This is a genomic window from Pauljensenia hongkongensis (genome assembly GCF_001746855.1).
Taxonomy (GTDB): domain Bacteria; phylum Actinomycetota; class Actinomycetes; order Actinomycetales; family Actinomycetaceae; genus Pauljensenia; species Pauljensenia hongkongensis.
In genome coordinates this window covers 1,705,764-1,714,287 of record NZ_CP017298.1, presented here as the reverse complement: position 1 = coordinate 1,714,287, position 8,524 = coordinate 1,705,764, and the positions used below count along the sequence as shown (strand labels likewise).

General features: G+C 70.0%; 8 protein-coding genes and 1 pseudogene. 4 read left to right on the top strand and 5 right to left on the bottom strand.

What is annotated here, in order from left to right:
- The 3 genes from BH719_RS10145 to BH719_RS07075 all read left to right on the top strand — a co-directional run.
- A partial coding sequence (locus BH719_RS10145; protein ID WP_009744133.1) for a hypothetical protein occupies positions 1-414 on the top strand: 414 nt, incomplete at its 5' end.
- Entirely contained in the window at positions 411-1,286 is an 876-nt protein-coding gene (locus BH719_RS07080; protein ID WP_009744132.1) for an HAD hydrolase family protein, read from the top strand. The genes BH719_RS10145 and BH719_RS07080, both read left to right, overlap by 4 nt.
- A 73-nt stretch (positions 1,287-1,359) precedes the next feature.
- Positions 1,360-1,863: a hypothetical protein gene (locus tag BH719_RS07075; RefSeq protein ID WP_021614478.1), complete on the top strand. Its 504-nt coding sequence runs from the start codon at positions 1,360-1,362 to the stop codon at positions 1,861-1,863.
- A 645-nt stretch (positions 1,864-2,508) separates the two neighbouring features.
- Here BH719_RS07075 and BH719_RS10305 read toward each other — a convergent pair.
- The 5 genes from BH719_RS10305 to BH719_RS07050 all read right to left on the bottom strand — a co-directional run bounded on the left by BH719_RS10305 (position 2,509) and on the right by BH719_RS07050 (position 8,201).
- Positions 2,509-3,282, bottom strand: coding sequence for a PspC-like choline-binding domain-containing protein (locus BH719_RS10305; protein ID WP_281198266.1), 774 nt, complete (start codon positions 3,280-3,282; stop codon positions 2,509-2,511).
- Positions 3,283-3,759: 477 nt separating this feature from the next.
- Positions 3,760-4,779, bottom strand: coding sequence for a PspC-like choline-binding domain-containing protein (locus BH719_RS07065; protein WP_069774594.1), 1,020 nt, complete (start codon positions 4,777-4,779; stop codon positions 3,760-3,762).
- A 462-nt stretch (positions 4,780-5,241) separates the two neighbouring features.
- Complete coding sequence (locus BH719_RS07060; RefSeq protein ID WP_009744129.1) at positions 5,242-5,913, bottom strand: PspC-like choline-binding domain-containing protein; 672 nt, start codon at positions 5,911-5,913, stop codon at positions 5,242-5,244.
- A 228-nt stretch (positions 5,914-6,141) separates the two neighbouring features.
- The gene (locus BH719_RS07055) at positions 6,142-7,500 is read right to left on the bottom strand and encodes an ABC transporter permease family protein (RefSeq protein WP_009744127.1); all 1,359 of its coding nucleotides are present in this window, start codon (positions 7,498-7,500) and stop codon (positions 6,142-6,144) included.
- Positions 7,497-8,201 (bottom strand): ABC transporter ATP-binding protein, encoded by a 705-nt coding sequence (locus BH719_RS07050; protein WP_021614470.1) that lies wholly within the window; start codon positions 8,199-8,201, stop codon positions 7,497-7,499. Before BH719_RS07050 ends, BH719_RS07055 begins: the two co-directional genes overlap by 4 nt.
- A 113-nt stretch (positions 8,202-8,314) precedes the next feature.
- Here BH719_RS07050 and BH719_RS09710 point away from each other — a divergent pair.
- A pseudogene (locus BH719_RS09710) lies at positions 8,315-8,524 on the top strand (hypothetical protein); the annotation flags it as partial.

The following is an 8,524-nucleotide window of genomic DNA, read 5'->3' as shown; positions in this document are numbered from 1 at the left end:
GTCGAGTCGGCCGCCGCCCGCGCCAAGAGCGTGGTCGAGCACGCAGGCCCCGCCATCGAGTCCGCCCGCGCGAACCTTGTGGAGGACTACCTCCCCCGCGCTTCGCGCGCAGTCAACCAGGCGGGCAGCGCCCTGTCCGCCCCCGGTCCCCTTTCAGAACGTGCGCGCCGCGCCAAGGAGGTTTCCACTGTGGCCCTGACAACCCCCACCACGAAGGTCCGTAAACGCCGTTTCCTGCGCGCCGTCGGATTGGTCGCATTGGCCGCGACAGCCGCGGGCGTCGGCTACGTCCTGTGGAAGCGCAGCCAGCCGATCGAGGATCCCTGGGCCGAGGAGTACTGGGCCGACCTCGAGACCGACGCCTTCGTCCCGGATTCCGAGGCCGAGCAGGCGTCCCTCAAGTCCGGCGAGTGAGCGCCCGCCCCGCGGTGCCCACCGACCCCGGGGCGTACGCCCCGGCGGACGTGCGCCTCGTCGTCGCGGACATGGACGGGACGCTCCTGGACGACCGGAAGCGCTTCCCCGGCGGGCTGTGGCGCATGCTCGACCAGCTGGACGCGCGGGGCGCCACCTTCGCCCCCGCGTCCGGCCGCCAGGTCTGGACGCTGCTCGACATGTTCCCCGACCGCCCCGGTATGACCGTCATCGGGGAGAACGGCGCGATCGTCATGCGCGACGGCGCCGAGATCTCGTCGAGCCCCCTGGACCTGCCGACGCTGCGCGAGGCCGTGCGCCTGGTCCGCGCGGCGACAGGACCGGGCGGCGTCAACGGCGGGCTGGTCATGTGCGGGAAGCGCTCCGCCTACGTCGAGAGGGTCGACGAGCCCTTCGTCGCAGGAGTGGTCCCCTACTACCACCGCACGCGCCAGGTGGACTCCCAGCTGGACGTCCTCGACGCTATCGAGGCGGGGGAGCTGGACGACGCCATCGTCAAGCTCGCCGTGCACTCGTTGGATCCTGTCAGCCCCCTCGCGGAGGCGACGCTGGCCCGTTTCCGCTCGACGCACCAGTACGCGGTGTCGGGCGCGAATTGGGCGGATCTGCAGATCCGCGGGGTCGACAAGGGCCGCGCCGTGCGCGCCCTCCAGGGCGCCCTCGGCGTGACCCGGGCGCAGACGGCGGTGTTCGGGGACTTCCACAACGACCTGTCAATGCTGGCGGAGGCGGATCTTTCCTTCGCTGTGGCGAACGCCGATCCCGATGTCGTGCGCGCCGCCCGTTTCGTGGCCCCGTCCAACAACGAGGGCGGCGTTGTTTCCGTGGTCGAGCGCCTGTTCTCCCTTTGAGAGGATATTGACCGCCCAGTAAGACCATTGCTACCGTGTAATCGCTTGAGAAAAGGATCCACAAGGAGTAATCGTGTCCGACCCCACCAATCCCTACAACACCTCAGGGGCGCAGGGCCCCCAGCAGCCCCAGCAGTTCCCCGCCCCTGACGCCGCCCAAGCCCAGCAGTTCCCCGCACCCGGCGCGCAGGCCCAGCAGTTCCCCGCACCCGCGAACCAGCTCCCGGCCGTCGCCCCCGGGCAGGCGGCCCCTGCGGCGCCCACCGGCGGATTCTCGACCGGCGGCCTCGGCGCGCTCGGCCTCGCCCTGGTCCCGTGGATCCTCTTCACCCTGTGGTGGACCGCCGACCCCGGCTCCGGCCTCGAGAGCGCCCTGAGCGGCTTCGTCGGCAAGTTCTCCATCGTCCTGGGCATCGCCGCTGCTGCCTACGGGTTCTCCGCCATGTCCAAGGACCGCAAGGAGGGCAAGGCGGCGTGGTGGCTCGGGATCATCGGCGCCATCGCCGGCATCCTCTACGCCGTCCTATTCGTCTACCTGCTTGTGACCGGCATGGTGACCATCGGCAGCCGTTACTAACGGCTCCCGCGCCAGCCCCGGCACAGCACCTCCGCACACTGACCCTGCGCGCCCAGTGATCGCGCGACGGAAGCGGCCCCGCCCCCCAAAAGGAGCGGGGCCCTTCGCTTCCCCGATCCGGGGTCCGCGTCCCAGCGCCAGGGAGCCTCACACCTGGCACTCTCCCCGCCAACATCCGCCGGAGTCGAAGCAGTGCGGAACCCCGTTGGTCCAGAGCGTCCTGGTCGCCACCGCGCCCGAAGGGGATCGGGGCACCGCCAACCGCACTCGAGGCGGATCGGGGCTCTACCGACAGCACCCCTCGCGACTCACAGTTATCTGAATACCGTCGCAGAGCAAATGCAACAGCCGCTGACTGCGGGCACCGGGAGCACGGAGCCCACAGCGCCGGACTGCGCGGGCATAGCACTGGACGCCCAGTGCGGGCGGAGGCGCTCCCCGCACGGGGACAAGGCCCGGGGTCCGCGCAGTTCCTGCGCGGACCCCGGGCCTTGAAAGAGGATCGGAGCGGTTGCCCCGAGGCGGGACTGGACACTGGGAGGGGGCACGTGGTAAGGCCCCGTCCCCGTCTTCCGCCCCACCGAGCTGGACTGCGCTGCCGCCCGGGCGCTGGGAGCGCTGCGGCGGCAGCCGTCCTCCGCCCGACTACTCCACCGGGGGCTTCTCCTTGTAGACGCCCTGCCAGGCGCCGGAGGCGTCGAAGATGTGCGCCACGCCGTCGATCTCCACGACGTCGTTGGCCGCCATCACACCACTGGGCCGCAGGTAGTACCAGGTGCTGCCCTCCTGGAGCCAGCCCGTGGCCATCGACCCGCCGGAGTACAGGTAGAACCACTCGTCCCCGACCTTCGTCCAACCCGTGGCCATCGCACCGCCGTCGTCCAGGTAGTACCAGCGGTAGCCGATGAACGCCCAGCCGGTCAGCATGGCGCCGTCACCGTCGAGGTAGTACCACTTGCCGTCGATCTTGTTCCATCCGGTCACCATGGCGCCCCTGGCGTCCAGGTAGTACCAGAGGCCGTCCAGCTCGAACCATCCACCGCTGCGGGCGTGCGGGCGATCGCCCTCCATGAAGAACCACTCGCCGTCGACCAGCACCCAGCCGACGCCGGCGCGGGCGCCCGACGGGTAGTAGTAGCGCCAGCCCTCATCCGCCAGCACCCAACCGGTGCGCATGTAGCCCTTGCCGTCGAAGCAGTACTCGACCCCGTCGATGACTATGTCAACCGCCGTGGGGTATCCGCCGTTCGGGTACTCGTACCACCAGCCCGTGGCGTTCTGCTTCCACGTGCCTTTGACGGGCGCAGGACCGGACTGGGGGCCGTCGCCCGACTGGGCGACCCCGGCGGACGAGGCGTCAGCGGCGTTCGCGACCCCCGAAAGAGCACCCAGGCCGACACCCAGGGCAAGAGTTGTCACGACCGCGATCAAACGCCCTACGCGGCCTCGTGTTGTCAGTGCCATAACGGACCACCTTTCTCCACATCGTCGTACGCCATTCACGTTACCACCAAACCTACAGCGGACATAGGTGTTCTGGACAACGTGCGACGACAACGCTTCGTATTCCGGTTCCAACGGTGAACGGGGCGGACCGTCCGCGAAGCAGCCCCATGGAACGCACTGGCCGCCCGCACGGGAGTGGATGGCGGACCCCACGGCGCTGCCCATGATCAGCGCGGGGAGCACGGCCGGCACGGGCGCGGGGACACGGGTGGGGCCCGCACGGTGATCCCACGCGGGCCCCACCCCGGGACGGTTCGGCGAGAACGCGCAGGCAGGGCCCGATGAGTGGGAACGACTGCCCAGGGCTGCCCGGCCGCCGCCCCGCCAAGTCATGCCCGGTTGCCGCCGGGGCACTGGGATGGCCCAGAGACCCGGCGGCCCCGGTGCGGCTCATTCCACTGGGGGCTTCTCCTTGTAGACGCCCTGCCAGGCGCCGTCAGGGCCGAAGATGTGCGGTACGCCGTCGATCTCCACGACATCGTTGGCTGCCATCACACCACTGGGCCGCAGGTAGTACCAGGTGCTGCCCTGCTGCAGCCAGCCCGTGGCCATCGACCCGCCGGAGTACAGGTAGAACCACTCGTCCCCGACCTTCGTCCAACCCGTGGCCATCACGCCGTTATCAGCCAGGTAGTACCAGTGGTAGTTATTGAACAACCAACCTTTGACCATCTCGCCATTGACGACGTAGTACCAGGACTGGCCGCTCGTGACCCATCCGGTGCTGATCCCTCCGGACGTGTCGAAGTGGTACCACTTGTCGGCGATCTTCTTCCAGCCCTGGGCCATCACGCCGGTGTTCTCGTCCAGGTAGTACGTCTGGAAGTTGATATACGCCCAGCCGGTCAGCATGGCGCCGTCACCGTCGAGATAGTACCAGGCGCCCCGCCTCCCCGCGAGCCAGCCGGTCTTCGGGGCGCCGTCGGAGTCGAAGTAGAACCACTTCTCGCCGATCTTCTTCCAGCCGGTGACCATCGCGCCTGTGGTGTCGTCCAGGTAGTAGGCGGTGTTGTTGATGATCGTGTAGCCCGTGGCCATCAACTTGGTGCTGGGCTCCACGTAGTACCAGCTGCCGCCGACCTGCACCCAGCCACCGGTGAGGCGGGCGCCCGAGGGCAGGTAGTAGCGCCAGCCGCCGGCCTCCTGCACCCAGCCGGTGCGCATGTAGCCCCAGTCGTCGAAGGTGTACTCGGCCCCGTCGATGGTCATGTCGACGCCGGCGGGGTAGGAGCCGTCCGGCAGTTCGTACCACCACCAGCCCGCGGCGTTCTGCTTCCACGTTCCCTTGACGGGCGCGGGATCCTGCGGGGGGAGGTCGCCCGACTGGGCGATCCCGGCGGACGAGGCGTCAGCGGCGTTCGCAACCCCCGAGAGAGCGCCCAGGCCAACGCCCAGGGCGAGAGTTGTCACGACCGCGATCAAACGCCCTACGCGGCCTCGTGTTGTCAGTGCCATAACGGATCACCTTTCTCCACATCTTTGTAGGATGGCGCCCACATTACCACCAAACCTATAGCGGACATAAGTGTTTTGGCTAACACACGACGACGAAGACTCCGACTCCGGTTCCAACGGTGAGCGGAGCGGGGATACGGCCGGGGCCCGCGCGTCCGTGTCGACGACTCGCGCCGTTGGCGGCCCGCGAGCGATAGCAGCACCGCCTCCCCAGGCCGCCCCCCCGGGTACGCGCACAAGGACCCCGGTCCACGGAACGCAGCACCGCGCACACGGGCGGAACCAAGCCCCTGCGCGCGGCGCTGTGTTCGCCTGGCCCCCTAGTGCGCGGCGCCACGAAGGGGCGAGGAGCGGACCCGGGGAGAACACGGCCGGTCCGCGGGCATTAGGACGGCCGCGCCCATTCGGAGACGGGCCCTAGGGGGCGACGTCCTCGCTCTCGGTCCCGTCCCATGCGCCCACCCAGGCCCCATTGATCTCGAAAGCGTGGGGGACGCCGTTGACCTCGACGATCCCGTAGGCCATCACCCCATTGGACTGCAAGTAGTACCACGTGTCCCCCAGTTGGAGCCAGCCCGTGGCCATGGCGCCGGAGGGCTGCATGAAGTACCAGTCCTCGCCGACTTTCACCCAGCCGGTGGCCATGGCGCCGCTGGAGTCCATGTAGTACCACGCGCCCCCCACTTCGAGCCAGCCGCCCGTATGGGCCACGGCGGGGGAGCCCTTCATGTAGTACCACGTTCCGCCGTCCTGCACCCAGCCCTCGCCGGCCCGGGCGCCCGAGGGGTGGTAGTAGCGCCAGCCCTCGGCGGAGCGCACCCACCCGGTGCGCATGTAGCCTTCGGCGTCGAAGGTGTACTCCACCCCGTTGATGACCATGTCGGTTCCGGCTGGGTAGGAGCCGTCCGGGAGCCGGTACCACCAGCCCTTGGAGTCCTGCTTCCACACGCCGTCGGCGTCGGCCTGCGGCCCCGTGCGGCCGGCAGTCGCCTGGGCGGCCGCGGCGGACGAGGCGTCAGCGGCACTTGCGACCCCGGGCAGTGCGACCAGGCCGACGCCCAGCGCCAGAGCCGTGACAGTTGTGAGCACGCGCCTGGTGCTTCCTTGTGCGTTCAGCGCCATGACTGTTCACCTTTCTTCCATCTGCGGATGGTTCTGGCCAGGCTAACACCGGGGTTGGCCGATTCCCGAGATTTCCCGGTAATGTTCGAGCGGTCCGGCAGAAAGGCCGGTTATCGCGGCGAAAAGACCGGCACTGCGGCGCGCCGCAGTGCCGGTCCAGCTGGGGCCACACAATTTCCCAGCCGTCTTCGGACCCTACTCGTTGCTCTCGCGCGCCTCCTCCAGGATCGCGCGCCGCAGCGGGGCGGACAACTCCGAGGCCGCGAGGATCAGGGCGACCCCGCCCAGCGCGGTGGCCAGGAGGGCGCCGAGGGTGCCCCACAGCCCGGCCTGACCTGCTATGGGGATGATGAAGAGGAATCCGATCAGCATCGACCCGGGGATCATGAGCAGCGCCGGCACCCCGATCTCGATCCGGCGCGCGCGGTCCATGAAGGCCAACGGCGAGCCCATGCGGAACAGCGCCCGGGCCTGCTCCGCCGAGTCGATGGCGCGGATCGCCTGGTTGACGGCGGTGGAGATCGCACCCAGCGCCAGGGCGATGCAGAAGGTGAGGATCATGCCCCTGAGCATGTCGTCGCCGACCATGCGGCTCACGGGATCGTCTCCGGCCATCCCCCCGACGACGGACAGAATCGGGTAGAGGACTCCGACCAGGAAGCCGACCAGGGCGACCGGCCCGAAGGAGCGCCACAGGCTGCGGGGGTCGTCGACGAGGCGCCGTCCGGCGAGCACCGTCTGGGGGCGGCGGGCGACGGCGGCGATGAGGCGGCCCAGCAGGGACACGCTCCACACACCGATGAGGTTGACGATCAGGAAGATCGCCGCCAGGAAGCCGAACAGCGCGGCCATGCCGATGGCGAAGCCCGCGTCCATCAGCTTCGACCCGGCAGTCATCCACACGACCAGGAGCACGGCGCCCATGACGACGCCGATGGGGGTGACCCTGTCGGCCTTCTGGCGCCGGGTGACGCCCAGGGGGGTGATGGCGACCTTGCGCATGCCGAACCAGGCGGACAGCGCGGCCAGGACGACGATCGCCAGGGCGGCGCCCAGCAGCAGCAGGACACCGACCCACATCTCGGAGGCGCCCATCGGCCAGCCCTGGAAGGCGATGAGCCCCCATGCGGGCAGCGTCACCGCGTAGAGCACGGAGCCCACGACGACCCCCGCTCCGGCGTGCGCGGCGGTCTCGACGACGCAGGCGAGCTTGGCCGCGCCCGGGCCGAGTCCGATGAGCCGCAGGACGGCGAGGTCGTGGGCGCGCCTGCTCATTCCCAGGCGGGCGGCGGCGGCGCCCATCGACAGGATCGGGACGATGAGCAGCGTGGCCGCGAAGTAGGCGAGCGCCGTGTACATGGTCCCGCCCCCCTGGCCCATCTGCTCGGAGTAGGCCGCGTCGAAGCGGGAGGCGCGCGCCTGGAAGGCCCCCACCCCGCCCAGGACCGCCAGGAACACCGCGTGGGGCAGGGCGAAGGCGATGACCGTGAGGACCGATGTCGCGCGGTCCCTGCCCCTCAGGATCGCGCTGGCCGCTGCGAGGACCGGGTTCATCGCGACGCCTCCATGTCGATGAGGCCGTCGCGCATGTGGATGGTGTGGGGGACCCGCGAGGCGACCCCGGCGTCGTGCGTGACCAGGATGAGCGTCGCGCCGGTCGCCGAGCACGCGCTGGTGAGCAGGCCCATGACCTCGGCCCCGGTCGCCTGGTCGAGGGCGCCCGTCGGCTCGTCGGCGAAGATCACGGCCGGATCGGTGGCCAGCGCCCGCCCGATGGCGACGCGCTGCGCCTGCCCGCCGGAGAGCTGCCCCGGCCGCGCGCGCCCCGCCCCGTCGAGGCCGAGGTTGGCCAGGATCGAGCGCGCTTTCGCGATGGCCTCCGCCTTGGCCGCACCGGCCAGCATGAGGGGCATCGCGATGTTCTCCTCGCAGGGGAGCTCGGGCAGCAGCTGCCCGTCCTGGAAGACGAAGCCGAAGGAGCGCAGGCGCATGGCGGACATGGCGCGCTCGGACAGGGAAGTGGTCTCCACGCCCCCGACGGTGATCCTCCCCGCAGTCGGGCGCAGCACCCCCGCCAGGCAGTGGAGCAGCGTGGTCTTCCCGCTGCCCGACGGCCCCATGATGGCGACCTGCGTCCCCTGGGGGAGCGAGAGGTTGATGCCCGCGAGGGCATGGACGGGGCTCTGGCCCCGCATGTAGGTTTTGACGAGTCCCTGAGCGGTGATCGCGCCGTTGGCCGGAGTGTTCGTTGACATGCCCACCACTCAACTACATCCGCTCCGGACGGGGTACTGGGTGCCACCCCCGTTCCCCCCTGAGACTCCCCTGACGCGGGTCAAGGGGGTGCCCGGAGTGCTAGCGTCGGGGCATGACGACCCCCGATCCGCGCGCGTGGGCGCAAACCGCTGTGCGCGCCTACGCCTCGGCGACGAACATGCTGGTCCCCGGCCGCCGTTTCACGGTCCTCGCGCCCGGGGCCGGCCCCGCCCACCCCCGCGCCCTCGTCGACCTGCTCGAGCGCTTCGGCGCGCGCGTGGTCGACGACCCCTCCAGCGCCCACGCCGCCTTCGAGGCGCCC

Bases quoted from the DNA above. Each gene is read 5' to 3' on its own strand.
- BH719_RS07055 (WP_009744127.1), bottom strand. From the start codon at position 7,500: ATGAACCCGGTCCTCGCAGCGGCCAGCGCGATCCTGAGGGGCAGGGAC.
- BH719_RS07050 (WP_021614470.1), bottom strand. From the start codon at position 8,201: ATGTCAACGAACACTCCGGCCAACGGCGCGATCACCGCTCAGGGACTC.